Origin of the sequence: Flavobacterium sp. LM4 (assembly GCF_002017935.1) — a bacterium.
Classification (GTDB): domain Bacteria; phylum Bacteroidota; class Bacteroidia; order Flavobacteriales; family Flavobacteriaceae; genus Flavobacterium; species Flavobacterium chungangense.
Map to the genome: position 1 here is coordinate 494,378 of NZ_MUFW01000001.1, position 24,588 is coordinate 518,965.

General features: G+C 32.8%; 26 protein-coding genes. 12 read left to right on the forward strand and 14 right to left on the reverse strand.

Annotated elements, in window-relative coordinates:
• Positions 1-15 precede the first annotated feature (15 nt).
• Both BXU10_RS25120 and BXU10_RS02165 read left to right on the forward strand, forming a co-directional pair.
• Positions 16-318, forward strand: a complete 303-nt coding sequence (locus BXU10_RS25120) for a hypothetical protein (RefSeq protein WP_223255373.1) — start codon at positions 16-18, stop codon at positions 316-318.
• 22 nt (positions 319-340) lie between these two features.
• Positions 341-1,063 (forward strand): hypothetical protein, encoded by a 723-nt coding sequence (locus BXU10_RS02165; protein ID WP_078227884.1) that lies wholly within the window; start codon positions 341-343, stop codon positions 1,061-1,063.
• 62 nt (positions 1,064-1,125) lie between these two features.
• Here the strand turns inward: BXU10_RS02165 and BXU10_RS02170 are convergent, their stop codons facing one another.
• The 5 genes from BXU10_RS02170 to BXU10_RS02190 all read right to left on the reverse strand — a co-directional run bounded on the left by BXU10_RS02170 (position 1,126) and on the right by BXU10_RS02190 (position 7,206).
• Positions 1,126-1,827: a DUF2971 domain-containing protein gene (locus BXU10_RS02170; protein ID WP_078225917.1), complete on the reverse strand. Its 702-nt coding sequence runs from the start codon at positions 1,825-1,827 to the stop codon at positions 1,126-1,128.
• A gap of 132 nt (positions 1,828-1,959) precedes the next feature.
• Positions 1,960-3,789 carry an ABC transporter ATP-binding protein gene (locus BXU10_RS02175; protein ID WP_078225918.1) on the reverse strand — a complete coding sequence of 610 codons (1,830 nt, stop codon included), beginning with the start codon at positions 3,787-3,789 and terminating at the stop codon, positions 1,960-1,962.
• Between the two features lie 80 nt (positions 3,790-3,869).
• Positions 3,870-5,597, reverse strand: a complete 1,728-nt coding sequence (locus tag BXU10_RS02180; RefSeq protein ID WP_078225919.1) for a phospho-sugar mutase — start codon at positions 5,595-5,597, stop codon at positions 3,870-3,872.
• Positions 5,598-5,731: 134 nt separating this feature from the next.
• Positions 5,732-6,688, reverse strand: a complete 957-nt coding sequence (locus tag BXU10_RS02185) for a glycosyltransferase family 2 protein (RefSeq protein WP_078225920.1) — start codon at positions 6,686-6,688, stop codon at positions 5,732-5,734.
• Positions 6,688-7,206: a DUF4199 domain-containing protein gene (locus tag BXU10_RS02190; RefSeq protein WP_078225921.1), complete on the reverse strand. Its 519-nt coding sequence runs from the start codon at positions 7,204-7,206 to the stop codon at positions 6,688-6,690. The genes BXU10_RS02185 and BXU10_RS02190 overlap by 1 nt, the downstream gene beginning before the upstream one ends.
• A 250-nt stretch (positions 7,207-7,456) precedes the next feature.
• Between BXU10_RS02190 and BXU10_RS02195 the strand changes: the two genes are divergently transcribed.
• The 6 genes from BXU10_RS02195 to BXU10_RS02220 all read left to right on the forward strand — a co-directional run bounded on the left by BXU10_RS02195 (position 7,457) and on the right by BXU10_RS02220 (position 12,590).
• Entirely contained in the window at positions 7,457-7,711 is a 255-nt protein-coding gene (locus BXU10_RS02195; protein WP_031456968.1) for a type B 50S ribosomal protein L31, read from the forward strand.
• A 92-nt stretch (positions 7,712-7,803) separates the two neighbouring features.
• Entirely contained in the window at positions 7,804-8,409 is a 606-nt protein-coding gene (locus tag BXU10_RS02200) for a Crp/Fnr family transcriptional regulator (RefSeq protein ID WP_223255374.1), read from the forward strand.
• 252 nt (positions 8,410-8,661) lie between these two features.
• Positions 8,662-8,886 (forward strand): hypothetical protein, encoded by a 225-nt coding sequence (locus BXU10_RS25125; protein WP_223255375.1) that lies wholly within the window; start codon positions 8,662-8,664, stop codon positions 8,884-8,886.
• A gap of 11 nt (positions 8,887-8,897) precedes the next feature.
• On the forward strand, positions 8,898-9,347 hold the full coding sequence (locus BXU10_RS02210; RefSeq protein WP_078225923.1) for a hypothetical protein: 450 nt from the start codon (positions 8,898-8,900) through the stop codon (positions 9,345-9,347).
• Positions 9,348-9,560: 213 nt separating this feature from the next.
• Positions 9,561-10,736, forward strand: coding sequence for a GlmU family protein (locus BXU10_RS02215; RefSeq protein ID WP_078225924.1), 1,176 nt, complete (start codon positions 9,561-9,563; stop codon positions 10,734-10,736).
• A gap of 219 nt (positions 10,737-10,955) precedes the next feature.
• Positions 10,956-12,590, forward strand: a complete 1,635-nt coding sequence (locus BXU10_RS02220) for an ABC-F family ATP-binding cassette domain-containing protein (protein WP_078225925.1) — start codon at positions 10,956-10,958, stop codon at positions 12,588-12,590.
• A gap of 73 nt (positions 12,591-12,663) precedes the next feature.
• Here BXU10_RS02220 and BXU10_RS02225 read toward each other — a convergent pair whose 3' ends face one another.
• Complete coding sequence (locus BXU10_RS02225; protein ID WP_223255376.1) at positions 12,664-12,969, reverse strand: N-acetyltransferase; 306 nt, start codon at positions 12,967-12,969, stop codon at positions 12,664-12,666.
• 283 nt (positions 12,970-13,252) lie between these two features.
• Here BXU10_RS02225 and BXU10_RS02230 point away from each other — a divergent pair, with 283 nt between their 5' ends.
• Positions 13,253-13,912 carry a YqiA/YcfP family alpha/beta fold hydrolase gene (locus BXU10_RS02230; RefSeq protein ID WP_078225926.1) on the forward strand — a complete coding sequence of 220 codons (660 nt, stop codon included), beginning with the start codon at positions 13,253-13,255 and terminating at the stop codon, positions 13,910-13,912.
• Positions 13,913-14,202: 290 nt separating this feature from the next.
• Here BXU10_RS02230 and BXU10_RS02235 read toward each other — a convergent pair whose 3' ends face one another.
• Positions 14,203-14,718 carry a hypothetical protein gene (locus BXU10_RS02235; protein WP_031457582.1) on the reverse strand — a complete coding sequence of 172 codons (516 nt, stop codon included), beginning with the start codon at positions 14,716-14,718 and terminating at the stop codon, positions 14,203-14,205.
• A 166-nt stretch (positions 14,719-14,884) separates the two neighbouring features.
• Between BXU10_RS02235 and rpmH the strand changes: the two genes are divergently transcribed.
• Together rpmH and carB are read left to right on the forward strand one after the other, a co-directional pair.
• The gene (gene rpmH / locus BXU10_RS02240) at positions 14,885-15,046 is read left to right on the forward strand and encodes a 50S ribosomal protein L34 (protein WP_008464848.1); all 162 of its coding nucleotides are present in this window, start codon (positions 14,885-14,887) and stop codon (positions 15,044-15,046) included.
• 143 nt (positions 15,047-15,189) lie between these two features.
• Positions 15,190-18,045, forward strand: a complete 2,856-nt coding sequence (gene carB / locus BXU10_RS02245; protein ID WP_078225927.1) for a carbamoyl-phosphate synthase large subunit — start codon at positions 15,190-15,192, stop codon at positions 18,043-18,045.
• A gap of 72 nt (positions 18,046-18,117) precedes the next feature.
• Here carB and yiaA read toward each other — a convergent pair whose 3' ends face one another.
• The 5 genes from yiaA to BXU10_RS02270 form a co-directional block, all read right to left on the reverse strand.
• Positions 18,118-18,516 carry an inner membrane protein YiaA gene (gene yiaA, locus BXU10_RS02250; RefSeq protein ID WP_031457584.1) on the reverse strand — a complete coding sequence of 133 codons (399 nt, stop codon included), beginning with the start codon at positions 18,514-18,516 and terminating at the stop codon, positions 18,118-18,120.
• A gap of 152 nt (positions 18,517-18,668) precedes the next feature.
• Complete coding sequence (locus BXU10_RS02255) at positions 18,669-19,205, reverse strand: DUF4252 domain-containing protein (protein ID WP_078225928.1); 537 nt, start codon at positions 19,203-19,205, stop codon at positions 18,669-18,671.
• Between the two features lies 1 nt (position 19,206).
• Complete coding sequence (locus BXU10_RS02260) at positions 19,207-19,734, reverse strand: DUF4252 domain-containing protein (protein ID WP_078225929.1); 528 nt, start codon at positions 19,732-19,734, stop codon at positions 19,207-19,209.
• Between the two features lie 14 nt (positions 19,735-19,748).
• Complete coding sequence (locus BXU10_RS02265; RefSeq protein ID WP_078225930.1) at positions 19,749-20,237, reverse strand: hypothetical protein; 489 nt, start codon at positions 20,235-20,237, stop codon at positions 19,749-19,751.
• The gene (locus tag BXU10_RS02270) at positions 20,224-20,733 is read right to left on the reverse strand and encodes an RNA polymerase sigma factor (protein ID WP_078225931.1); all 510 of its coding nucleotides are present in this window, start codon (positions 20,731-20,733) and stop codon (positions 20,224-20,226) included. The genes BXU10_RS02265 and BXU10_RS02270 overlap by 14 nt, the downstream gene beginning before the upstream one ends.
• 246 nt (positions 20,734-20,979) lie before the next feature.
• Here BXU10_RS02270 and BXU10_RS02275 point away from each other — a divergent pair, with 246 nt between their 5' ends.
• Complete coding sequence (locus BXU10_RS02275) at positions 20,980-22,455, forward strand: S41 family peptidase (protein ID WP_078225932.1); 1,476 nt, start codon at positions 20,980-20,982, stop codon at positions 22,453-22,455.
• Between the two features lie 73 nt (positions 22,456-22,528).
• Here the strand turns inward: BXU10_RS02275 and BXU10_RS02280 are convergent, their stop codons facing one another.
• Positions 22,529-23,503, reverse strand: coding sequence for a T9SS type A sorting domain-containing protein (locus BXU10_RS02280; RefSeq protein ID WP_078225933.1), 975 nt, complete (start codon positions 23,501-23,503; stop codon positions 22,529-22,531).
• 52 nt (positions 23,504-23,555) lie between these two features.
• On the reverse strand, positions 23,556-24,587 hold the full coding sequence (locus BXU10_RS02285; protein WP_078225934.1) for a YncE family protein: 1,032 nt from the start codon (positions 24,585-24,587) through the stop codon (positions 23,556-23,558).
• Between the last annotated feature and the right edge of the window lies 1 nt (position 24,588).

Below are 24,588 nucleotides of genomic sequence, written 5' to 3' on the forward strand. Positions count from 1 at the left end.
AGTGTTCAAAATATTATGATTGAAGAAAAAGTAATGAATTGGTCTTTGTATAAAGATGATATTTATGCCTTTTCAAGTGCAAGACCGCCAAAATCAACTAATTTAAAACCGTTTGATCATATTATTTGTGGAAATGGTGAAGCGAATAAAGATTTTTGGTTAAGCCAAGCCAAAGAAGCAGAAAGAAAACGGTTGTTATCCCTCTATAAAAAAAACTGGATAATATTTTTAGGCTATTTAGGAATTGTATTTATCAACATTTTTGCGTTAGTAAAATTCAATAAAAACAAATATTATCACCAAAAACGCTATATTTGATAATCGAATATAATTGATGCAGATGAAAAAATATTTTAAATATATAGCCTTAGTAATTATTGGATCTTTAGCGAGCTGTAAAGAAGAAGCTCAAAAACCAAAAGTGACTTATGATACATCAAATAAAACAAGTGCTTTAACTAAAACAGATTCAACTCAAATTGAAATAGCTGATTTGCCTATCCAAATGGAAGGTACAGATTATTTGATTCATCCTGTTGGAGATTTAAGAGTCTTTGAAAAAGGAACTAAGGTACGTTACGGATCATCGAGTGTAAATGATGTAAGTTTTACAATTTCTAATTTAGGCGAATTTGAAATCACAGGTTATCTGCAAAATTTGAAATTTCAAAAAATAGATTCAGATTCTATCCGACCATTATCTGATAAGCCGGTTTTAATTTTAACAGCGACTTATTTAAAGGCACTTGCAGATAAAAACCTTAGTCAAATTATGGTTTATACTTTGACAGATTCAGATACGAATAAAGACGGGAAAATTGATACTGGAGATATTAAGACTCTTTACTTAAGTGATATTAGCGGAGAAAATTTCACTAAAGTTTCAACAGACATGCAGGAGTTGGTTGACTGGAGTTTAATTGAATCCAAAAAGCGTTTGTATTTTAGAACAATTGAAGATACTAATCAAAATGGACAGTTTGATAAAAATGATGTTTTACATTATTATTATATTGATTTGACTTCTAAAAAATGGGAGGCTGTAAGTTATAAGCCTATTTAATTTTTTTTTTAATGCGTTTAGTGTTATTTGGGTATCAATTTTTTTGTCTGCGGAGAAAAAATTTAAATTAAAATATCACTTTCTAAATCTGATTTTTCTATTTCTAATCCAAAACCTAAACGTTCTACCAATTCAATTACCAATTTTTTATACCAATTTTCTGATTTGGGATGAATGTAAATCTTTTCAATTAACTCATTGATATCAACATTGATTTTTAATCCTTCATTCAATTTTAAATTGCTTTGAGAAGTGTCTGTAATAATACGAACTTCACGTTCGTATTGAAAACTTTTGCGTTTGAATAAAAATGGAAAGAACAAATCATCAAAAGGAATATATTCTTTTTTGTAGTCTATATAATTTACTTCTCCAATATATTGATCAAAATTATTTTCAGGTTTAACAGCTTTTTGTAATCTTCCTATTGTAGATTGAATAGCTAATCCTTCACTATTTTGGGTAAATATCTGCCACATAGCAAACGATTCATATTCGTTAATATGCCAGCTGCTTACGGCTACTTTTTCGCGATGGATTTTGTAGTAATTTAAAAATTCAGGGTTGTCAATAGCCAGTTTCTTAATCTCTTCAAATGTAGGTTCGCTAAAAGTACCTTCATACTGATCTTCAAACTTATCAGATCGTGACATGAATAATTTCCTGGAAAGCAATAAATCAAGAAATTTTGATAAATCCAGATACTTCCACACAATTGTGTCGGGATCATCAGGTAGTTTTATATTTGGATTATTAAGATACATTTTGAGTAATGAAACGATTTTATCGTTAATAGTATCTAAGTTAAAAAAATAAAAACAGATTAAAGAAATTAAAAACACTTTTAATAATTCTTTAATCTGTGAATATCTATTTAGTTACAAAGTCTGAGAATCTTAAGATTCAAAAGATTGCATGGTTACAAGCTTATTATAAGTTCCGTTGTGAGAAATCAATTCATCGTGAGTTCCTTGTTCTACAATTCTTCCTTTTTGCATCACGACAATTACATCTGCTTTTTGAATTGTGGAAAGGCGGTGAGCGATAACAATCGAAGTTCTGTTCTGCATCATGTTTTCAAGAGCAACCTGAACAAATTTTTCACTTTCTGTATCCAGTGCCGAAGTGGCTTCATCCAAAATCATAATTGGGGGATTTTTCAGTACTGCACGTGCAATCGATAAACGTTGTTTTTGGCCACCGGATAATTTATTTCCACTGTCACCAATGTTAGTATAGATTCCCAAAGGCAATTCTTTTACAAATTCATAAGCGTTGGCAATTTTTAAGGCTTCAATTATCTCATCATCCGTTGCGTCTAATTTTCCTAAGGCAATATTAGCTTTGATAGTGTCATTAAATAAAATACTATCCTGTGTGACCAATCCCATTAATCCGCGTAGAGATTGCAAGTTCATGTCTTTTATGTTTACTCCGTCAATAGAAATTGTTCCGTCATTGACATCATAAAAACGTGTTAGTAAGTTTGCAATCGTGCTTTTTCCACTTCCTGATTGTCCCACAAGTGCAACGGTTTGTCCTTTTTTAATTTCAAGTGAAAAATCTTTTAAAACCGTTTCATTTTCATATTTAAAATTGATGTTTTGAACATTTATGTTATCGTCAAAGGTTGTTTTTTCAAAAGCTTTAGGTTTAGATGTAATAGTGTTTTCCTGATCTAAGATTTCCAATACTCTTTCTGCAGCTGCATTTCCTCTCTTTACAGCATAAGATGCTTTAGATATTGACTTTGCAGGTGTAAGAATGTTATAAGCTAATCCCATATAGGCAATAAATGCTGCTCCCTCTAATGTTTTTTCAATCAAAACCATTTGACCTCCGTACCAAAGTAGGATTGCAATGACTGCAATTCCCATAAATTCACTTGCAGGTGAGGCTAAGTTTTGACGGTTGCCAATACTGTTTGATAATTTAAAAAAACGTTCGGTTGAATTTTGAAAGACACTATTAAAATAGTTTTCAGAATTATAACCTTTAACTACTTTTAAACCTCCAATGGTTTCTTCAATGATAGATAAAAAAGTACCTTGTTCCTGTTGTGCTTTGCTTGATTTCTTTTTGAGCTGTTTGCCGATTAGTGAAATGATATATCCTGAAACCGGAATAAAAACAAAAACAAACAGGGTTAATTTTGCGCTAATTATTAGCATAGCGATTATTGTAAAAATGATGGTCAAAGGTTCTTTTACAATAAGTTCCAATATAGCTAAAAAAGAAGTTTGTACCTCATTTACATCTGCAGAAATTCTTGAAATCACATCTCCTTTTCTTTTCTCTGAAAAAAAAGCTAATGGTAATTCCAACGTTTTTTTATACATCGCATTTCGCATATCTCTCAAAACACCATTTCGTAAAAAGGTAATAAAAAACATAGCCAGATAATCGGCTAAGTTTTTTAATAAAAAGATAGAAATAATAATGGCAACCATAACCGAAAGTACAAGACCTGGATTATTTGCATCTGTATTTGTTGTAATATAGTAACTTAAATAATTTTCGCCATAGTCTTTTAAGTGTGTAATTCCTTCATAAGTAGGCATTACAGTATTTCTTTTCGTTTTATCAAATAAAACCTGAATCATAGGAATTAATGCCATGAAGGAAAGCGTACTAAAAAGTGCATACAAAACATTAAAAAAGATGTTTAGGTAAGCATATTTTTTATAAGGGTATATAAAGGGAAGTATTTTTTTGAAATTACTCATTTACAGATTGTTGTTTTATCATTAAACCCGACAGTTTTTTTTAAACACTGCCGGGTTTATTAAAGGTATTTATGTGTGATTTATTTCAATTGCATATCTGCAATGATATTTTGTATTTTTTGATCTAAGAAAGCTTCTGCAGTATCAAAATTCTCAACAGCATCTAATTCTGCATTAACACTAATGTAGAATTTAATTTTTGGTTCAGTTCCGCTTGGTCTTGCACAAATTTTAGAACCATCTTCAGTATAATAAATCAAAACGTTTGATTTTGGCATCTCCATTACAGATTCTTCACCACTCAATAAATTCAAAGCAACAGATGATTGATAATCTTCAACCATGATTACTCTTTGCCCGTTGATTTCTTTCAATGGATTTTCTCTTAAATTAATCATCATCTGATTAATTTCTTCTAAGCCTTCAATTCCTTTTTTGGTTAAAGAAACCAAATATTCCTTGTAGAATCCATTTTCAACATAAAGCTGTAAAAGTTCTTTATAAACACTACTTCCTGCAGCTTTTGCCTGAGCGGCAACTTCACATATTAATAAAGTAGCTGCAACAGCATCTTTATCCCTAACGGCATCTCCAACCATAAAACCAAAACTTTCTTCTCCGCCACCAATAAATTGAAGTTCGGGAAAGTCTTTAATCATTTTGGCAATCCATTTAAAGCCAGTCAGACCAACTTTACATTCTACGCCATAATTAGTTGCCAGTTCCATAATCATCGGAGTCGAAACAATAGTGGATCCCACAAATTGTTTTCCGTTAATTTTGCCTGCTTTTTTCCATTGTTTCAAAAGGAAAGAAGTCATCAAAACCATAGTCTGGTTTCCGTTAAGCAAAATCATTTTTCCATCGTTATTTCTAACAGCTACACCTAAACGATCACAATCGGGATCTGTTCCGACTACAATATCCGAATTGGTTTTGTCTGCCAATGCCAAAGCCATAGTTAATGCTTCGGGTTCTTCCGGATTTGGAGATTTTACAGTAGGGAAATTTCCATCAGGAATCGCTTGTTCAGGAACAATATGAACATTTGTGTAGCCTGCTTGTGATAAAGTATCAGGTACTGATTTTATAGAAGTTCCGTGCAAAGAGGTAAAAACAATTTGTAAATTCTCTTTGGCAGTAGCCGGAGTATTAAAACTGGCATTTTCGATAGATGATTTTACAAAAGCTTTGTCGATTTCGGTATCGATATACTGAATCAGGCTTTCGTTTGCGTTGAATTTGATTTTGTCATAATCTAAACTTTCAATAACGCTAATGATAGCAGTATCTTCTGGGGGAACAATTTGTCCGCCATCTTCCCAATATACTTTATATCCATTATATTCCGGTGGATTGTGCGAAGCAGTAAGAACGATTCCGCATTGACAGCCTAAATACTTAAGGGCAAAAGACAACTCAGGAGTAGGTCGTAAATCTGAAAACAAATAAACCTGAATTCCGTTTGCAGAAAAAACATCGGCAACAACTTTGGCCAGAGTATTACTGTTATGACGACAGTCATAAGCAATTACTACTTTTATAGGCTGATTTGGAAAAACTGTAAGCAAATAATCTGAAAGTCCCTGCGTGTTTTTTCCAAGAGTATATTTATTGATTCGGTTGTTTCCAACCCCCATAACACCACGCATTCCTCCAGTTCCAAATTCCAGGTTTTTATAAAAACTTTCCTCAAGTTCTTTCGGCGATGTTGTCATTAATTCCTTAACGGAAGCTTGTGTTTCTTTATCAAACGTAGGTGTTAGCCATTCGTTTACAGCATTCAATATGTTAGGAGCTATATTCATGTAATTTTTTTTAATGTTTAAATTAAAGATAATTTTTTTTAGGAGCTAATCCTGCTGCACACTATATTTTTTGTGATCCCGTTACAAACGGAACCACAAAAGGATGCCGTTCCCATCAGGGCTATGACTTCAGGTTAAAAATTAACTTCCCGTGCTATTTTATAACGTGATTCGTTGTTTTTAGTTCGCAAAATAATTTCTCCCAGAAAACCTGCCAAAAATAACTGCGTTCCTAAAATCATTGTTGTCAGCGCAATAAAAAACCAGGGATTACTGGTAATTAAACTATATTTCATTCCATTATACATATGGTATAATTTAGAGATGCCTATATAACCGGCTAATAAAAATCCGATGATAAACATTAAAGAGCCAATTGCGCCAAACAAATGCATAGGTCTTTTTCCGAATCGTGACAAAAACCAAATCGTAATCAAATCAAGGAATCCGTTAACGAAACGCTCCATTCCAAATTTTGTTTCGCCGTATTTTCTGGCTTGGTGAATTACGACTTTTTCGCCAATTTTGTTAAATCCGGCATTTTTCGCCAAAACCGGAATGTATCTGTGCATTTCGCCCGAAACTTCAACGTTTTTTACGACGGCATTTTTATAAGCCTTTAATCCACAGTTAAAATCATTCAATTCAACTCCGGAAGTTTTTCTTGCTGCCCAGTTAAACAATTTAGAGGGAAGGTTTTTGGCTACAACAGAGTCGTATCGTTTCTTTTTCCAGCCAGAAACCAAATCATATTTCTGAGTAGTGATCATTTCGTATAGTCCCGGAATTTCATCAGGACTATCTTGTAAATCGGCATCCATAGTAATAATAACATCACCTTGTGCTTTTGCAAAACCAGCATGTAGTGCCTGAGATTTTCCAAAGTTTTTCATAAAACGAATTCCTTTTACATTCGGATTTTCGTTAGAAAAGCTTTCAATAATGTTCCACGAATCATCTGTACTGCCATCATCCACAAAAATGATTTCATAAGAATAATTGTTAGACTGCATCACTTTAATAATCCATGAGTAGAGTTCTTTCAGTGATTCCTCCTCGTTTAGAAGTGGTATAAGTATAGATAAATTCACTATTGTTGTAATGGTTTAGATTTGATAATTGCTGATATAATCAAGTTAAAAATAGAACTTACAACTATTGAAAAAAGACCTCCTTTAATAAGGTTTCCGATAGAGAAATTGTCGTTTTTTAATAATTCATTTAGTTCTGATGAAGTTTTACCCATAGCTTTAAAAATCTCTAATTGTTTAGAGTTCATGAAATTATTTATTTCAGGTTTAAATTCAGGAGCTATGAAGTTGTATAAAATATAATTAAACGTTATCGATATAAATATTCCAATACTTGTTGATATTAATAAGGTGGTGAAAGAATCTTTAAAAGTAATTATATTACCTAATTTTTTTTTAGTTGTAATTGCCTGAAATATTCTAATTACCCAATATAACAACCAAACGATTATGCCAAAGATGGAACTTTTATAAATAGCTGATCCACCTATATATACAAAAGTTTGCGATAAACAAGCAACAATTCCTATGATTAAACCAAATGTAATTCCATTCTTTTTTATAACTTCATTAATCATATTTATATGTTTTAAAAATAATCCACAAATATAGCAATTCCGAATATAATCAAAGTTAAAAAAAAGCTTTTTGAATTTAACTAAAAAAAAGTGGGCTAAAGATTTGTATATTAAAAAAGAATTGTAAATTTGCAAACTCAAAATAATTAAAAGTTTTAAACAAGAAAGAGTGTCCTTTGTTTACACCTTTTTCTAGCCATGAAAAAGCTTCAAAATAAAAGTGCTCTGAAACAATAAATAAAAAGAAAAGATGAAAAAAGGAATCCACCCGGAAAATTACAGATTAGTTGCATTTAAAGACATGTCAAATGATGACGTTTTTATTACTAAATCTACTGCAGATACAAGAGAAACAATTGAAGTTGACGGAGTTGAGTATCCTGTTGTAAAAATGGAGATTTCAAGAACATCTCACCCTTTTTATACTGGTAAATCTAAACTTATTGATACTGCAGGACGTATTGACAAGTTCAAAACTAAATATGCAAAACACGCTAAAAAATAATAGCTGTTTTAAACTATACAAAAGCCTTCCAGTCCGGGAGGCTTTTTTTATGCGGTGATTTTTTAAATTCCTCAAAAAATTAATCTTTATCTTTGAAAAGAATTCATCTTAATCAAAAAGCAATGGATTTTCTAAAAGATATTTTTATTAATAAACTCGGACTGGAAATACACCATCTTGAAAAGTTCATTAGCTTAACTAAAATTAAAACCTTAAAGAAAAAAGAATTTCTGATTCAGGAAGGAACTGTTTGTGAATTCATAGGATTTGTTGTTTCCGGGAAACTTAGGTCTTATGTTCAAAATGATAGTGTAGAATTCAATAATGATTTTTATCTGCAGAATAGTCTGGTTACGGCCTATACAAGTTATCTAACCCGGAATCCAACAAATTGCAATATTGAAGCTTTGGCTGATACAGGAATCATTTGTATTACTTATAAACAATTTAATGCGTTGATTGAAGAGGATGTCCGTTTTTTGAAATTAGCAAAATATATCTCGGATGTTTTCTTTATTAAAAAATGCAAACGCGAAACTTCATTTTTGAAAAACTCTGCAACAGAAAGGTTTGAGCCCCTTTGTAAAGCCTATCCCGGAATAGAACAGGAAATTTCGCAATACCATATTGCTTCTTATTTAGGAATAAAACCGGAATCGTTAAGCCGCATTAAACTCTTAACATACATCAATAAATAAGTGTATTTTTAGATTGAATTTTGTACTTCAGTAATCAATAAACATTTGAAGTATGCCAGCAATTGATCTTAAAGTCAGCGGTAAAGAAAATCCTGTTTTAGTAAAAGAACTCGTGAAAACGATTAGTAGTCTCACAAATCAAATACTGCATAAAAGCCTGAAGTTACAGTTGTAACCGTATCTTTTATTTCGGATTGTTTATGGTTTGTAAATTCAGAATCTTTAGCTGAATTAAAAAAGAACAGTTTCTTTTTGACGATCAAAATTTTAGACTCAACCAACCTCAAAGATGACAAGGCAAAATATATAGAGGCTTTGCATAATTTGCTGTCAGAGCTACTTGGAAATGTTTATCCTGTAAGTTATTCAGCAATCGAAGAAATGAAAGCTGATGCTTACGGTTATGAAGTGCTTACTATTGAGTATAAAATTATCAGCAATAAAATTTCAAATTTCAAAAAAGAAGATAACCTTTAAATAAAACAGAAATGGAAAAATTTAAAATAACGGCGATTTTGCTTTTGGTAATCTTGCTATTTTATGGGCAGCAAAAAACAGACGATAAAAAAATAATATTTGCCATGATTGACGACTATTCGAAAAGTGTCATTGTAAAAGATTTTGTTGTGTTTTATGGTTTATTTAATGATGGAAATGTAACCTGGTGCGCAGGCTATAAAGATCGGACTCAGGCCAAAGAAATTGAAGCAAAAGGGAAGGTAAAAGCAGGTAGTAATTATTTCTCCGGATCGTATAAAGGTTTTATGAGAAGTTTGTTCAGGCACCAATCTACTGAAGATAAGTTTGATAATATTAAAGTTATCGAATATGGAACTGTAGCTTCTGTAATAATGGATTACAGTTTTTGGGCAGATGGCAAAATGACAAATTGGGGCAGCAAGTATTTAAATCTCATAAAAAGAGATGGAAAATGGTAAATTACAAGTGTAATTTACTCATTAGAATTGATTCAATATTTTAAACAACCCGCTATTGAAGAGCGGCTTAGGAACTAAATTTGGTTCTGAATTTTGAATAGAAAAAGGCTGTTTATTTCGCTGAAAAACATGTTTACTGATACAAATAAAATATTTGTAACTTTGAACCTGATAACCAAATCAAGATTTTAACAAGCGCCAAATTTATTATTTATGAACTACATTCTTTTTGATGGGCCCGTTCGAAATGCTTTATTACCTTTTACTTTTACAAGGCCCGTGGCTGATATTCTAATCGGAATCATGACGATTCGTCAAAAGTGGGAGGCTCGTTTAGGTTCTACTATTACAACAATTACCGAAGATTATTTATCTGCTAAATTTCCGATGGTGGAAATGGAAGAGAATGTTATGATAAATGCTGCGTATTTACCAAATGATACACTTGTCGAAATGGTTTCTGATTTAAAGGAAAATCAGGCCATTTTTAAAGGTGAGGATGTGATTGCTTTTTTTACGACTGAAAATCAGGAAGAAGTTGATTTTGATTTGTATGAAATTATTCAGTACAACGATGATTGTTTAACAGTTGAGCATACCTGGGATATTTTCTCAAAAAATGATGCTGCTATTCGTGCTGATTTTGCATATTTGACAGAAGACAGAAAATCACAACCAATTCCGAAAAGTGTAAATGTTATTGCGCCAGAAAATATTTTTATTGAAGAGGGAGCTAAATTAGAATTTGTTACCCTGAATGCATCGACTGGTCCTATATATATAGGTAAGAATGCTGAAATCATGGAAGGAACCGTAATTCGTGGTCCTTTTGCTTTATGCGAAAATGCCCAGGTGAAACTAAATGCAAAAGTTTACGGGCCTACAACCGTTGGTCCGGGGTCAAGGATAGGCGGAGAGGTGAAGAGTGCTGTTCTTTTTGCTAATTCAAATAAAGGTCATGACGGATTTTTAGGTGATTCTGTTTTGGGTGAATGGTGTAATATTGGTGCAGATAGTAATAATTCGAATCTGAAAAATAACTATGAAGAAGTTAAATTATGGAGCTATGAAACAGAAGGTTTTGCAAAAACAGGGCTTCAGTTTTGCGGTTTGATGATGGGGGATCACAGTAAATGCGGTATCAATACGATGTTTAACACCGGAACGGTAGTAGGAGTGAGTGCTAATATTTTTGGTTCTGGTTTTCCTAGAAATTTCGTCCCGAGCTTTTCATGGGGTGGATCTGCCGGCTTTACGACTTATATTACCAAGAAAGCTTTTGAAACTGCTAAATTGGTAATGGGAAGAAGAAATATCGAATTTGACGAAACAGAAGCTGCCATCTTAGAACATGTTTTTGAGGAAACCAAAAAATGGAGAAAAGATTAATGTGTCAATGAGATAATTAGTCAATTAGATAATTGAAAATATTGCTCCGCAAAGTTTAATGCTTGGTGGAGTTTTTTTTGTTTAAAAGCTTTTCGTTTTAAGTAGAATTATCTAATTATCTAATTGTCAAATTCTCTAATTAAATCTATCTTTGCACCTTTAAAAAAATACTTGCTAAGGCGTCTGATGATCTAAGCAGTCTAAAATCTAAAAATCTAAATGATTACAGTTAACGATATTTCGGTTCAGTTTGGTGGAACTACATTATTTAGCGATGTTTCTTTTGCTATCAATGAAAACGATAAAATTGCCCTTATGGGTAAAAATGGTGCGGGGAAATCGACACTTTTAAAAATAATTGCAGGTCAAAGTAAGCCTTCTACCGGTAGTATTTCTACGCCAAAAGATGCTGTTGTAGCTTATTTGCCTCAGCATTTGCTGACACAGGATGGAGCGACTGTTATGGAAGAAGCATCAAAAGCTTTTGGGGAAGTTTTTAGAATGAAAGCAGAAATTGATGAGATCAACGAACAATTAACTGTTCGTACCGATTATGAAAGTGATGCTTACATGAAGCTGATCGAAAGGGTTTCGGATTTAAGTGAGAAGTATTATGCAATTGAAGAGGTAAATTATGAGGCTGAAGTTGAGAAAATTTTAGTTGGTTTAGGTTTTGAACGTGAGGATTTCGCAAGACAAACTTCTGAGTTTTCAGGAGGATGGCGAATGCGTATTGAATTGGCTAAAATTTTACTACAAAAACCTGATTTGATTTTGCTGGATGAGCCTACCAATCATATGGATATTGAAAGTATTCAGTGGTTAGAAGAGTTTTTAATTAATCAGGCTAAAGCAGTTGTGGTGATTTCCCATGATAGAGCTTTTGTAGATAATATTACAAATCGTACCATTGAAGTGACGATGGGAAGAATTTACGATTATAAAGCCAAATATTCTCATTATTTAGAGTTGAGAAAAGACCGTCGCGTTCATCAGCAAAAAGCATACGACGAACAGCAAAAAATGATTGCGGATAACAGGGCGTTTATTGATCGTTTTAAAGGAACGTTTTCTAAAACAGATGCGGTTCAGTCGCGTGTTAAGATGTTGGAAAAATTAGTTATTGTTCAGGTTGATGAGGTTGATAATTCTGCGCTAAAATTAAAATTTCCGCCGGCTGCACGTTCAGGACAATATCCTGTTGTGGTAAAAGATCTTTCTAAATCTTACGGCGATCATGTCGTTTTTAAAGATGCTAATATTGTAATCGAACGCGGTCAGAAAGTTGCTTTTGTTGGAAAGAATGGTGAAGGAAAATCAACTATGATCAAAGCCATTATGAAGGAAATTGGTATTGATGAAGGAAGTGTAGAAATTGGTCATAACTCGCAAATTGGTTATTTTGCTCAGAATCAGGCTTCTTTGTTAGATGAAAATGCAACAATTTTTGAAACTATTGATGCTATTGCGGTCGGAGATATTCGTACGCAGATTAAAAATATATTAGGGGCGTTTATGTTTCAGGGGGATGACATTACCAAAAAAGTAAAAGTGCTTTCGGGTGGAGAAAAAACCCGTTTGGCAATGATCAAATTATTGCTTGAGCCAGTAAACTTGTTGATTCTGGATGAGCCTTCGAATCACCTGGATATGAAAACCAAAGATATTATAAAGGATGCTTTGCGTGATTTTGACGGAACACTGATTCTGGTTTCTCATGATCGTGATTTCCTTGACGGATTGGCAACTAAAGTTTTTGAATTTGGAAATAAACGTGTGAAAGAACATTTTGAAGATGTGGCAGGTTTTCTGGCACATAAAAAAATGGATTCTATGAGGGAGATTGAGAAATAATTCCTGATTTAGGAGAAGCAAGAAAGAAAAAGAGCTGTTCAATTGAGCAGCTCTTTTTCTTTGAAATGTAATTCTAAATTCGAATTCCAGGTGGAAGTAATTCTTTGTGTTCCGGATTTTTTTTAATGAATAATACAATTTTTGGATGAATTGGCATTACTTTCATTTTTTTTTCAATGACAATCTCCATGATGTTTTTAAATAATGTGTCTATTAGGAGTTGATTTTTAAAATCTTCCGGAGTATTTATTTTTGTTAGGAAAATCTTTTTCTCCTGAAATGAATATTCAACTGAAAGCATTCCTTCCGGAACTATGGTTTCAAATTGTCTTGCAAAAGTGTTGTCTTTGACCGCCATAATAGTTTCAATAGGTTCCATAATTTATCATTTTTTAGCAGGTTTAAAAATATAATATAGATTTAGGGTGATGATTCGGTTTAAAAAAAATCATAGGAAAATAGTAAACACGAATGATTTGGACTGTAAAGTTAATCATTTGATTTTCAATATGAAATTATTTTTTAATGACTGCTCTAAAGTTAACTTAGAAATGATTTTATGTTTTTGTTTATTTTGATATTCAATTTAAAGCGTAAGACTTGCTGTGTATATTGGTAAAAAAAGTAATTTTAGCTTTTGTAATTAAATTCCTTTTCTAGCGATGAGTAAAATTCCTGTTTATTTTATGCCCGGTTTGGCTGCTAGTCCGGCCATTTTTGAAAGAATCCAATTAGATGAAGCTATTTTTGAAGTTTGTTTGCTGGAATGGGAAATTCCTCAGTTAAAAGAATCGTTATCTGATTATGCGCTTCGAATTACAAAAAAAATTAAACATGAAAATCCTGTTTTAATTGGTGTTTCTTTTGGTGGAATTCTGGTTCAGGAAATGGCAAAACATATCGAAGTCCGAAAAGTGATTATTATTTCGAGTGTGAGAAGCAGTTTGGAGTTTCCAAGGAGAATGAAAATTGGTAAGGCCACAAAAGCGTACAAGCTGATTCCGATGAAGTTGATTTTGAATATAGAGAATCTGGCTAAGTTTTCTTTTGGTGAAAAAATCAATAAGCGCATTAAGTTGTATGAAAAGTTTCTTGCTGTTAGAGATTTGAATTACCTGCAATGGGCTGTAGAATCTGTTATATGTTGGAACCGGAATGAGATTGATGAAAAAGTAATTCATATTCACGGCGATCAGGATGATGTTTTTCCTATAAAATATATCAATAGTTGTATTGTTGTAAAAGGAGGGACTCATATTATGATTCTGAATAAATACAAATGGCTGAATGAGAATTTGCCGTCTATTATATTGGAGGGATAAAATAGCGGTTATTACTATTGTCACCCTGAGCGAAGTCGAAGGCTTTCGTGCTCAAAAAGGGCTTCGACTTCGCTCAGGCTGGCACTACAGATAAACGTAAACTTCTTATGAAAATGATTGCCTAGCCCTGATGGGAGGTAAAATCCTTTTGTGCCGGGGTTCGGCACAAAAGATTGGAAGGACAGCAGGAAATAGCTTCAAATTAAATTCCTGACTGAAATTCTAAAACAAAAAAAATCCCAAATACCTGAATTGAATTTGGGATTTTAAATATTGTGATTTTAAAGAATCTAGATTTTCTTCATTTGCTCTTTCATCATTGTGATTTGCTCTTTTAGCATTCCCTGTTTGTCTAGTTTCTTAGCTTCATTTAATAAATTGGTAGCTTCAAGTTTTCTACGGCGTGACATGGCAACTCCGGCTAGGTTTAATTTTGCTACGGCTAAATCCATATCCATAGACAAGCCTAATTCGATTGCTTTTTTAAAGTGTTTCTCAGCCTGATTAATATTTGTCTGCGACAACATGATTCCGTGAAGATAATTAAAGTATCCCTGCTGCTTTCTTACTAAAGCCGTTTCAGGATTTTTAATGTATGCTAACCATTTTTTAGCGCCCTCGAAGTCTTGTTTTCTCAATTTAAGGAAAGCCAATAGGATAAATTCGTTTTTGAAGTAAAGGAAAACAGGAATTGCAGTCAGTAAAATAAGGAAGATTCCATTTCCGATATTACTTTCTGTAAATTGCCAAACGCCAGCGACTACAAGAAGTCCGGCTAAAATAAGTTTAATATTTTTATGAAACATAATAGGTGTATATTTGTGATTGCAAATATAGTAAAATGAATTAAAAATATTTTTATTAAAGTACTTGCCAGAAAAAAAAGTCTTTGTATATTTGCACTCGGTTTTGGAATAAGGATATTCAAAAACAAAAAAGAGATATTAGATACTATTTTAAAGATACAAAGCAATGAGCAAAAGAACGTTTCAACCATCGAAAAGAAAAAGAAGAAATAAGCACGGATTTATGGACAGAATGGCTTCTGCGAATGGAAGAAAAGTTCTAGCGCGCAGAAGAGCTAAAGGAAGACATAAATTAACTGTTTCTAGCGAGCCTAGACACAAAAAATAATGTTTCTGTAAACATAAATAAGGCGTTACTTTTTTTAGTACCGCCTTTTTTTATACCTTGTCAGTAAATAAAGAGGTTAAAATTCTGGTTTTTAACAAACTACTGCAGATTTAAATAAAATATAACTACACAATACAAATAAAATGCCTAAAGACACATCAATAAAATCAGTTTTAATAATAGGTTCAGGACCTATTGTTATTGGTCAAGCTTGCGAATTCGATTATGCAGGATCTCAATCTGCACGTTCTATTCGTGAAGAAGGAATTGAAGTTATCTTGATAAACTCAAATCCAGCGACTATTATGACCGACCCATCTATGGCCGATCATATTTATTTGAAACCATTAACTACAAAATCGATTATTGAAATTCTGAAGGAACATCCACAAATTGACGCTGTTTTACCTACAATGGGTGGACAAACGGCTCTAAACTTGTGTCTTGAAGCTGATGAAAAAGGAATCTGGCAGGATTTTGGAGTAAAATTAATTGGTGTTGACGTAAACGCCATCAATATTACCGAAGACAGAGAGCAATTCAAGCAACTGCTTCAAAAAATAAATGTACCTACTGCACCTGCTAAAACCGCTACTTCTTTCCTTGAAGGAAAAGAAATTGCTCAGGAGTTTGGGTTTCCATTAGTAATTCGTCCTTCGTTTACATTGGGTGGAACAGGAGCAGCTTTTGTACACAGCAAAGAAGAGTTTGACGAAAAACTAACCTACGGATTAGAAATGTCACCAATTCATGAAGTGTTAATTGACAAAGCTTTATTAGGATGGAAAGAGTATGAGTTAGAACTATTGAGAGATAAAAATGACAACGTTGTAATTATCTGTTCGATTGAAAATATGGACCCAATGGGAATCCATACCGGAGATTCGATTACCGTTGCTCCTGCAATGACTTTATCTGATACCACTTTCCAAAAATTACGTGATTACGCTATCTTAATGATGCGTAGTATCGGAAATTTTGCCGGAGGATGTAATGTGCAATTTGCAGTTTCTCCTGATGATAAAGAAGATATTGTAGCGATTGAAATTAATCCTCGTGTTTCTCGTTCTTCTGCTTTAGCATCAAAAGCAACCGGATATCCGATTGCTAAAATTGCTTCTAAACTGGCCTTAGGTTACAATTTAGATGAACTACAAAATCAAATTACAAAATCAACTTCAGCTTTATTCGAGCCGACTTTAGATTATGTAATTGTAAAAATACCTCGTTGGAACTTCGATAAATTTGAAGGCGCAGACAGAACTCTGGGACTTCAAATGAAATCCGTTGGGGAAGTAATGGGAATTGGGCGTTCATTTCAGGAAGCATTACACAAAGCTACTCAATCATTAGAAATCAAAAGAAATGGGTTAGGAGCTGACGGAAAAGGCTACACCAATTACGAACAAATTATCGAGAAACTGACTTTTGCAAGCTGGGATCGTGTTTTTGTAATTTATGATGCGATTGCAATGGGAATTCCGTTGAGCCGTATTCATGAAATCACAAAAATTGATATGTGGTTCTTAAAACAATATGAAGAGCTTTATACTTTAGAGAAAGAAATTTCAAACTATAAAGTTTCAAATCTTCCAAAAGAACTGTTGCTTGAAGCGAAACAAAAAGGTTTTGCCGACAGACAAATTGCTCACATGGTAAATTGCTTAGAAAGTGAAGTACATACTTTGCGTATGGATCAGAATATCAACCGTGTGTTTAAACTGGTTGATACTTGTGCGGCTGAGTTTAAAGCACAAACACCTTACTACTACTCGACTTTTGAGGCTGAGATCGAAAAAGCAAACGGGGAGCGTTATGTAGATAACGAAAGTATTGTTACCGATAAAAAGAAAATCATCGTTCTTGGTTCAGGGCCAAACAGAATTGGACAAGGAATTGAGTTTGATTATTCTTGTGTACACGGCGTTTTAGCAGCAAAAGAATGTGGATACGAAACCATTATGATTAACTGTAATCCGGAAACAGTTTCGACTGATTTTGATACAGCGGATAAATTATACTTTGAACCTGTTTTCTGGGAACATATTTACGACATCATTCAGCATGAAAAACCGGAAGGTGTTATTGTTCAGTTAGGCGGACAAACAGCTTTAAAATTAGCTGAAAAATTATCTAAATACGGAGTGAAAATCATCGGAACCAGTTTTGATGCACTTGATTTAGCTGAAGATAGGGGGCGTTTCTCAGACTTATTGAGGGAATTACATATTCCTTTCCCACAATTCGGAATTGCTGAAACGGCTGATGAAGCTTCTGCTCTTGCAGATACTCTTGATTTTCCATTATTGATTCGTCCTTCTTATGTATTAGGAGGTCAGGGAATGAAAATCGTTATCAATAAAAAAGAACTCGAAGAGCACGTTATCAACTTATTGAAAACAATTCCAGGAAATAAATTGCTTTTAGATCATTATTTAGCCGGAGCAATTGAAGCAGAAGCTGATGCAATTTGTGATGCTGATGGTAATGTGTATATCATCGGAATTATGGAGCATATTGAACCTTGCGGAGTTCACTCTGGAGATAGTAACGCTACATTACCTCCTTTCAACTTAGGAGAGTTCGTGATGCAGCAGATAAAAGATCATACTTATAAAATTGCGATAGCTTTAAAAACAGTTGGTTTGATCAATATTCAGTTTGCAATAAAAGACGATACAGTTTATATTATTGAAGCAAATCCGAGAGCATCCAGAACAGTACCGTTTATTGCAAAAGCCTACGGAGAGCCTTATGTAAACTACGCAACAAAAGTAATGTTAGGTCACAATAAAGTAACTGATTTTGATTTTAATCCACAATTAAAAGGATATGCTATCAAACAGCCGGTATTCTCTTTCAGTAAATTCCAAAATGTAAATAAAGCATTAGGGCCTGAGATGAAATCAACAGGAGAGAGCATCTTGTTTATTGATGATTTAAAAGATGATCAATTCTATGAATTGTATTCAAGAAGAAAAATGTATTTGAGTAAATAATAGATTCAATAAAAAAAGCCTCAAAATCTAAAATTTTGAGGCTTTTTTGCATTTAATAAAAATATTAATTTTTTATTCGTTTTGGCTAAATGACATATTATCTCTTGTGTTTTTTTGAACAGAAATAGCGCCAAACAACGCTAGTAAAAAAGCAAAAGCATAAAATCCTTTTTCACTTGGTAAAATAGTTGCATTCCAAAGTCCAACAACTAAAAGTACAATTGATAAAAGTGTTCCAAACCAGCAAATCCCATAATAAATATCAGTTACAGGAAGATTTTCAAGTCGGTCCCTAACACTTTTCTGCAATGAAACTACTGCAAATAATCCGAACATTAGAACGGTGAAATAATATCCTTTTTCATTTAACAGCATTTCGGCTCTTGCTAATCCAACTATAAATCCAATTGTTCCAGCCCCAAGAGCTACCCAAGATGCCGCTATAAAGGCATTTGATGTTTTTTGTACCATGTTTAATAATCTAGTTTTGGTTATTAACAAATATAATTAAATTCAGCACACATTAAAATAAAAACCGAACTAAATTACAACGTATAATCTTTCAAATATATGTAACAAAAAAAGCTCCAATTCTGGAGCTTTTTGTTGAAACCTAAGCTGGATTATTTAACCAATTCCTGTAATGGTTTTAATTGTTCCATATCAATTTTTGATTCTTTCAAAACCGATATTAAAGTTATAATGTTATTTGGATTCATATTCTTTCCTAAAACACGAACAACAGCAAAACCATTTTCTTTTCTGTTGGCAAAAATTATAAATTCTTCGATGTTTTCATCAGTGCCAACATAGCTTATTGAGGCGCCATCTTTACCGGAACCAACTTTCATTAACTCCTGATATTTGGTATTTTTTAAAATCGCTTTGACTTTTGCCCGCTCTGTTTCAAATTGTGCCTGATTTTTATCATTGGCTTTGAAAGCGAGAATATTCATCTTGTCGAAGGACTTTAAGGCTTCGTTTTGCTCTGGTGATAATTTAGTTTTTTCTAGGTTTAGAATGCTTGGAGAAACATCCAATGCAATAAAATCCTTATTCTCTGTATTTTCTACAAAGTATTTTTGTAATGAAGGTTCGGAATTACAACTTATTAAAGTTAGCAATGCTAAAAGTGCCGGGATAAAAATACCAACTTTCATCTTATTTTTTGCCTTTAGAGGCTTTTTTTAAGTCTGTACCGCCCGGTAATTTCATTTTGTCTGTCAGGACAGCAATTTCATTTAAATCAAAGTTTCCTGTCAAGGATAATAAAACGGTGTCTTCATTTTTTGCACCATCGATAAACATGAATAATTCTTTGATTTTAGTATCAGTAGCGCCTGATTTAACATATATTTTCACGTTTTTCCCGTTATCATTTATGCGCATCAATTCTTCTAAATTTGCTGTTTTGATATATTTATCAGCAGAAAGCTTCATATCGGCTTCAATTTTTGAGTTTTTTGTAGTAAACACTTTTAAATTGTCAAGCTTTTTAATAAGATTCATGTATTGTTGAGTTTCTTTATCAGATGGATCTACTTTTACCTTACTCATTATGTCAAACATTTTTTTATTGACAATTACTGATGTTACGTCGTCCTGCCCGTCAAATTTATCAAATGCATTTTGTGCATAAAAAGCATGTGTAAAAAAGGCCAAAATTACTGTTATGATGAAATTTTTCATATCTGTTTAATTAATTATTGTTTAAAAATTTTATTTTTTGATTGTTCGTATTCTTTAATGTATTGTACACTTTCAATACCTACATTAACATTATTTGACAATAGAGCCAAAGCTTTTTGTGTTTCGGCAAAGGCTTTTTCAGGATTGTCATAGGTTCCTAATTCTGATTGCGCAACAACCGGAGTTGTGGTTTTTTCGCTTGTATAAAAATAGGTTCCAATTCCTAGTAAAACAATAACAGAAGCTGCAATTGATAACCACCCCACATTTTGTTTTTTAGTTTGTAGCGGAATTGCTTTGTCTGTTTGATCGAGGTTCTCGAGTTCATGCGTCGATTTTTGTTGTTTTACCTGGGAGAAATAACTGAAAATTGGTTGGTATTGCTCCAAATGCTGCGCAACATTTGATGAGGAAAAATAGTCTCGTAATTCATTTTCTTCAGCAATACTTGTTTCTCCCTGAAAGTATTTTTCTAATATATTTTCTATTTTATTTAATTCCATAACGGTGTGTGTTAATCATTGATTCTCTTATTTTTTTTCTCGCTCTTGAAAGTGCTACTCTTATAGCTGTTTCATTCATGTTAACAATTTTTGCGATTTCATCGAATTCATATTGTTCAACATCGCGGAGCTGAATTAGTATTTGAAGCTGTTCAGGCAACTGGCTTATTATTTTTTCTACCCATTCTAAACTATCCGAGTCTTCTAATTTTTTGTCTAATTGAGGTTCGCGATCCGTAAAATTATTATGTACAATTTTAAGATTATCTGCTCTTTTAGATTTTAATTGATCCAGACAATAATTTTTAGTCATTGTCATCGCTACAGCCTCGACATTATTATACGCGTTTAAATTGTCTTTTTTGTTCCATAATTTTACCATAACTTCCTGAGTTGCATCTTCAGCCTCTTCAGTGCTTGTCAATAATCTTTTTGCCAGACGAAAAACTTTGTCTTTAAAAGGATTTATTAATTCTATAAATACAACTTGGTTCATTTGTGGTTTTTTATTGATTTTTGGCCGGTAATATAGAGTAACATATTTCAATTTGTCTTTGATCTGTTTATGATCATATTCATTTCATAAATCAAAGATTTGGTTAGCTTATATATTCAAGACGAGACAGTATTATTTTTGTTACAAGACAAGTTAAAAAAATGTTGTAAAAAAAACCTGTACATTTATATAGTTAAAACTAAAGGTACTATTTTTACGTTTATACTATATTGAAACCCCTATTTTATGAAAAAAACATTAAGAAGTCTCGTTTACTTTCTTTTGATTGCATTTAGCCTTCAATCTTGTGACGATAAAGATGATGTTGCTACTCCAAAAGATCTGCAAATAAATAATTTTATATGGAGAGGATTGAATAAAGTTTATTTATGGCAAGCCGATGTTCCTAATTTGGCCGACAATCGTTTTACGGGTCAGGAGGATTTAAATTCGTTTTTGGAAGGCTATTCAACGCCAGAAGACTTATTTCAAGATTTGCTAAATAAACCTAAAAGCAAGTACCCTAATGGAGGTGCTATCGATCGTTTTAGCTGGATTGTAGATGACTATACCGTTTTAGAACAAGAATTAAATGGTATTACAAAAAATAGTGGTATTGATTTTGGATTAGGAAGGCAAGCAGAAGGATCAAATGATTTAGTAGGCTATATACGTTATATTATTCCTAACTCTGATGCTTCAAAGAAAGATATTAAACGAGGTGATTTATTTACCAGTGTGAATGGAATACCACTTACAGAATCAAATTATAGATCATTACTTTTAAATTCTGAGTCTGATAGTTATACCTTAAATTTAGCCAATTATAATGGTAGTACTTTTGAGTTAAACGGTAAATCTGTAGTGTTAACAAAAACGGTTTTAGAAGAAAATCCAATTTTAATCAATAAAATAATAACTTCGGGAAGCCATAAAATAGGATATTTAATGTATAATGGTTTTTATGCTGAATATGATAATGAACTAAATCAGGCTTTTGGCAAACTGAAAACTGAAGGAGTTACTGATTTAGTTCTGGATTTAAGATATAACCCAGGAGGTTCAGTTCGTTCTGCGATTAGATTAGCAAGTATGATTACAGGACAATTCCCAGATGATATTTTTGCAAAAACACAATATAATGCCAAACAGATGAATGGTTTAAGCAGTTCACAATTAGAGTCATTAAATAACAGATTTGTATCATCGTTTGACGGAAAGGCAATAAATAGTTTAAAATTGAACACACTGTATGTTATAACAACAGGAAGTACAGCTTCTGCAAGTGAGTTAGTTATTAACGGTTTAAAACCATATATCAATGTAATTCAGGTTGGAGAAACAACTGTAGGTAAAAATGTTGGATCTTATACAGTTTATGATTCCAAAACTTTATCTAAAACAAGAGTAAATCCGATACACAAATATGCGATGCAGCCTTTGGTTTTTAAAATTTCGAATTCTGCTAACTTTGGTGATTATACAGGAGGATTACCGCCCACTTTTGCACAAGATGAACGTGTGAGCAGTTACGGGGTTTTAGGTGACGCGTCTGAACCTTTATTGAATCTTGCCATTTCTAAAATCACAGGTTCAACGTCAAAAAGAATTCAAACTGATAAAGGCCTTGTTCTTCCTTATTTTACAGATTCAAAATCAATGCGTCGTTTTGGAAAAGAAATGTATTTTGAAAGTATTCCAAAAGAGTTTCTAAAATTGTAAAAATATAAAAAAGGCTTTCATTTCTGAAAGCCTTTTTTTTCCAAAACAATTTTAAAAAAAAAAACAAAATTAACTAATTGATAATTATTTTTTTAACCGCTTTTCTATCCTGAGCAGTTATCTCAAACAGGTATGTTCCGGGAATTATATCAGTAAGTATAATATCGTTGTAATTTGCTGTAGGGAGATTTTTTACAATTTTTCCGGTTATATCAAAAATGATAATACTGGTTTTTTCGTTGGTATTTAAATAAACAATATCTGAAGCAGGATTTGGATATAACATCACAGAATCAATATTAAAGTCTTTACCCCCTAAAGTTGCTGATTTCTGATTAATCACGCCCACGCCATTCAAATCAAAACCTCCTGCTGCAAAACCAGTCGAGTAAGGATCATTGATTATATTTCCTTTACTGTCATAAGAGGCATACAAAGGATTAATTGTACCAATTACATCGATTATTTTAACATATGTAATATTGTTTTTATCTAACAGAGTATTATCCTGAATGTCTGATAAATCAAATGGAGTTCCAAAACCGGTACGGTATTTTCCGGCGAGGTTATTAATGTATCTGCAATCAACTGCTCCAAAACCTCCAATTTGAGTTGTGGTTTGTGTTTCGCTATGTGAAGGAAACCTGAAAAAATTAATACCATCTGAGCTGACTTCTACAAAGGCCAATTCTAAAAAAGTATCAGAAAAACCATTTTCAAAAACGGCAAAATCAAATCCTGAACCATTAGCGATTGGAGTGTCGAAAGTTAAGGTTGCGCTTCCTCCATCACCCAGACACACAACACCTGATCCTGATGTACCACCTTTCATTCCGTCTGCTGGTGTTCCGGAAGAAGCCAAAGGGCTGTTTGCTATAGCAATATCCTGGGGACCTCTTACAACTGTAATCCCTGTTGCCCAGCCTACAAAAACGGAACTACTTTTTGCTATGGCAGTACTGCCGGTCTGACCTGCTGCCGGGGCATATGATTGTGCAGAAATTAGCGATGATGTAAGTAATAAGGTAAAAAGTAATTTTTTTATCATAATGGTTGTTTAAAAATGCCCTTATAATTTTGTTATAAGGGCATTTTGTTTTTTAATTGTTTGAATAAAAACCATTTGGTCCTATGCCAACAGTCAAAGTTTTTAATGCTGTTCCTGTAGTAGAATATACTGTAACAATTCCGTCTGCAGTAAATCCATTTGCATCTCCGGAATATATTTTACCATCAATTACCCCAAATCCATAAAAGGTAGACCAGCTGTTATCTGTAACTGAAAATAAAGGTGTGTTTGAAAAAGCTGTAGCATTTGTATTTATTGCATATATGCCAGTTCCTTGGGTATAATATATTTTATTTCCGTCAATGTCCATGTTTAAAGCGTCTTTCAATGTAGTGGACTCGATTGATGTTACAGCGTCATTTGCAGCATTAATTTTAAAAAGTTTAGTCCTGTCTTTGTTTCCGCATAATACATATACGGTACCATCATACACCTCAATAGAGTTTACTCCTTCTTCAACAGTGATAGTTGTAGAAACTGTATTAGTTGATTCATTTATTACGGTAACTTCATTTCCTTTTCCAAATGCACCGTTTGTTACGTATAATTTTCCATTTGCAGCTACGATTTTTTCAGCAGTTTTGTTTAATGAAATCGAGGTAATATAAGCATATGTTGTAGCGTTATAAACTGTTACGGCATTTGAGATAGCATTAGTTACATATAATTTATTGTTTAAAACGACACTGTAACGCGGGTTTTCTAGTTTTTCAGTAATGGTTCCAAGGCTTGCAAAAGTATATCTGTTAACAACCTCTACTTCATTAGAATTGTTTATAACAATAAACGCTTTGTCATCACTGAAGCTTAATGATTGTGCTACATCTCCTAATACTTTTGTAGGGTTTACAACAGAAAATATGTTGTTTTGTGAAGTCATTAAGTCGTTAGATATATAAGATACCGATGCATTTGGATTTCCAAAATTTCCTTCGTTTAAAATCAATACACCATTGTCATATGCTCCTAATGGGGTGTCAATTATAGTATTATCATCACTGCTGCAGGAAGCAAATAAAAAAGCAGATGCAATAAGTCCTAAATAAAGATTTTTAAATTTCATT

Bases quoted from the DNA above. Each gene is read 5' to 3' on its own strand.
- BXU10_RS02225 (WP_223255376.1), bottom strand. From the start codon at position 12,969: ATGGAACCTATTGAAACTATTATGGCGGTCAAAGACAACACTTTTGCA.
- BXU10_RS02220 (WP_078225925.1), top strand. From the start codon at position 10,956: ATGATTACAGTTAACGATATTTCGGTTCAGTTTGGTGGAACTACATTA.
- BXU10_RS02260 (WP_078225929.1), bottom strand. From the start codon at position 19,734: ATGAAAAATTTCATCATAACAGTAATTTTGGCCTTTTTTACACATGCT.
- BXU10_RS02170 (WP_078225917.1), bottom strand. From the start codon at position 1,827: ATGTATCTTAATAATCCAAATATAAAACTACCTGATGATCCCGACACA.
- BXU10_RS02275 (WP_078225932.1), top strand. From the start codon at position 20,980: ATGAAAAAAACATTAAGAAGTCTCGTTTACTTTCTTTTGATTGCATTT.
- BXU10_RS02235 (WP_031457582.1), bottom strand. From the start codon at position 14,718: ATGTTTCATAAAAATATTAAACTTATTTTAGCCGGACTTCTTGTAGTC.
- BXU10_RS02230 (WP_078225926.1), top strand. From the start codon at position 13,253: ATGAGTAAAATTCCTGTTTATTTTATGCCCGGTTTGGCTGCTAGTCCG.
- BXU10_RS02285 (WP_078225934.1), bottom strand. From the start codon at position 24,587: ATGAAATTTAAAAATCTTTATTTAGGACTTATTGCATCTGCTTTTTTA.
- BXU10_RS02190 (WP_078225921.1), bottom strand. From the start codon at position 7,206: ATGATTAATGAAGTTATAAAAAAGAATGGAATTACATTTGGTTTAATC.
- BXU10_RS02280 (WP_078225933.1), bottom strand. From the start codon at position 23,503: ATGATAAAAAAATTACTTTTTACCTTATTACTTACATCATCGCTAATT.
- BXU10_RS02195 (WP_031456968.1), top strand. From the start codon at position 7,457: ATGAAAAAAGGAATCCACCCGGAAAATTACAGATTAGTTGCATTTAAA.
- BXU10_RS02255 (WP_078225928.1), bottom strand. From the start codon at position 19,205: ATGAAAGTTGGTATTTTTATCCCGGCACTTTTAGCATTGCTAACTTTA.
- BXU10_RS25120 (WP_223255373.1), top strand. From the start codon at position 16: ATGATTGAAGAAAAAGTAATGAATTGGTCTTTGTATAAAGATGATATT.
- BXU10_RS02270 (WP_078225931.1), bottom strand. From the start codon at position 20,733: ATGAACCAAGTTGTATTTATAGAATTAATAAATCCTTTTAAAGACAAA.
- BXU10_RS02180 (WP_078225919.1), bottom strand. From the start codon at position 5,597: ATGAATATAGCTCCTAACATATTGAATGCTGTAAACGAATGGCTAACA.
- rpmH (WP_008464848.1), top strand. From the start codon at position 14,885: ATGAGCAAAAGAACGTTTCAACCATCGAAAAGAAAAAGAAGAAATAAG.
- BXU10_RS02175 (WP_078225918.1), bottom strand. From the start codon at position 3,789: ATGAGTAATTTCAAAAAAATACTTCCCTTTATATACCCTTATAAAAAA.
- yiaA (WP_031457584.1), bottom strand. From the start codon at position 18,516: ATGGTACAAAAAACATCAAATGCCTTTATAGCGGCATCTTGGGTAGCT.
- carB (WP_078225927.1), top strand. From the start codon at position 15,190: ATGCCTAAAGACACATCAATAAAATCAGTTTTAATAATAGGTTCAGGA.
- BXU10_RS02210 (WP_078225923.1), top strand. From the start codon at position 8,898: ATGGAAAAATTTAAAATAACGGCGATTTTGCTTTTGGTAATCTTGCTA.
- BXU10_RS02215 (WP_078225924.1), top strand. From the start codon at position 9,561: ATGAACTACATTCTTTTTGATGGGCCCGTTCGAAATGCTTTATTACCT.
- BXU10_RS02265 (WP_078225930.1), bottom strand. From the start codon at position 20,237: ATGGAATTAAATAAAATAGAAAATATATTAGAAAAATACTTTCAGGGA.
- BXU10_RS02165 (WP_078227884.1), top strand. From the start codon at position 341: ATGAAAAAATATTTTAAATATATAGCCTTAGTAATTATTGGATCTTTA.